2 protein-coding genes are annotated in these 1,628 nt (G+C 48.5%); both read left to right on the forward strand.

Annotated features, from left to right (window positions below; genetic code table 11):
* Nucleotides 1–658 (forward strand): hypothetical protein (locus EAO38_RS08485; RefSeq protein ID WP_121022862.1); only part of this gene is annotated, 658 nt, incomplete at its 5' end.
* Nucleotides 659–660: 2 nt separating this feature from the next.
* Nucleotides 661–1,248 (forward strand): hypothetical protein, encoded by a 588-nt coding sequence (locus tag EAO38_RS08490; RefSeq protein WP_121022864.1) that lies wholly within the window; start codon nucleotides 661–663, stop codon nucleotides 1,246–1,248.
* The last annotated feature ends 380 nt before the right edge of the window (nucleotides 1,249–1,628 follow it).

Genomic DNA, 1,628 nt, shown 5'->3' on the forward strand with positions numbered 1-1,628 from the left:
CTTGGTGGAGAAAACACCGCCAAAACCCAGTACGGGGGTGAAGTCTTTAGATGAGAAGATCGCCAAGCGCCAATTAACGCTTTTTGATGTGTATTTGGCTAAACAATACTTAGGGATGGATGTTACCCAGATGGGCGCAGGGGTAGAGGTGAGCCAAAAGATTGCTAACCGCACCAAGGCCACGGCCAATATTTATGACACGCTTAAGGGGCTTGAAGGAGGGGATAATATCATCCAAAAGGCCCAAGAGAATGCGGGCAGAATTAGCGGAGTGAAGAGGTGGTTGAACGCCAAGAGTGGGGGAGTTTTTGGCTTAAGCCCAGAGCTAGCCCAGATGGACAACGCGGTTAATCAGTATAGCTATGCTTTAGCGCGTGCGATGACCAGCGGCAAGACCACTAACCAGACCATAGAAGACGCTAAGGGGTTAGGCGACCCCAAGTTTAGAAGTGTGGGGGAGTACACTTCTAGGATGGGGGAGAATCAGAAGATTCTTTTAAACTATTTAAGACAGCAGATGGCCGAATTGCAGGCCTTGGGGGGCAGAGTGCCTGAGGATGTGCTAAGGGGCTATGCCAAGCACGCCGCGCGGGCTAAGTTCATAGACGCGCACAAGGGGAAAATCAAGGTTGGTGAATTTGACAAAATTAAGGAGTGAGCATGGGGATGTTTTTTAACAATACAACCAATGGATGGAGTTGGCGTAACAACACGGGTAAGGCGATGGACTTGTTTATCACCATTACTGGGGTGAGTGGGGAAAACACCCAAGAACACTATGGGGTAGAGGGGCAAAACCGCCCCTTTTACTACAAGGTGGGCAAACAGGGCGCGAGTGTGCGCGTGTATACGAATAGCTTGAGCCTAGATTTTATCTTAGTGGGGGGGAAGGGGAGTTATCAAGAGCTTTTTACTACGGGGGGGAGGTATTTAGGTTGGAGTGAGGGGACGGATTATTGGAGAAGTGGGGGGAATTGGAGTTATAGAAGTTACATATACATCTATAGCAAAGATGGCAAGAGTACGTATAGACGGGAGGGTACGTGGGCCTATTATGGCGGGTGGATGTGGCAGAATATCCAAAACACCCACAAGCAAACCCAAGCTGGACAGAGCTGTAGCTTTGTGTGTTCTGTGCCCCCTAATGAGGTGATTAACTTTGTTAAAATGCCTGATAATGACAAGTATCAAGGGGTTTTTACCTTGAGCGTGTGGAGCTTTGATGGGCAGTACGGGGGGGGGTTTTAGGGGCGACTTAGGTAAATTTGTTTAGAATCAACGCGCAATAGTAGGGCTTCTTTGGGGTGATTTGGAGAAGCTTTAAAGCGGGTTGAGGAGCGCAGTGGGAGCAAAGCGTCGCTTTGCCTTCTCCTAGAAAGGAGACCCTGCTATGAGATTACTCGTGGTGCTTGTGGTTTTAGCACGGACAAGCACAAGACTTGCCCATTTCACCCAACCGCTATATTAAAACCAACCCCGCCTTAAGGGCGGGGGTAGACCACTAGCGCCATTGTAGCTAAAAATTTTTAATTAACCCTTGAAAAATTCTTAAGGCCTTTGCTAGACTTTTGCATGCCAGTTAGACCTGAAAAAGAGCATGCGCGCGCGCATTATGAAACCCATGAAAT

Source organism: Helicobacter vulpis (assembly GCF_003660395.1).
GTDB classification, from domain to species: domain Bacteria; phylum Campylobacterota; class Campylobacteria; order Campylobacterales; family Helicobacteraceae; genus Helicobacter; species Helicobacter vulpis.

What these genes read in the sequence shown, in the direction of transcription:
- EAO38_RS08490 (WP_121022864.1), top strand. Translation starts at nt 661, where the DNA reads ATGGGGATGTTTTTTAACAATACAACCAATGGATGGAGTTGGCGTAAC.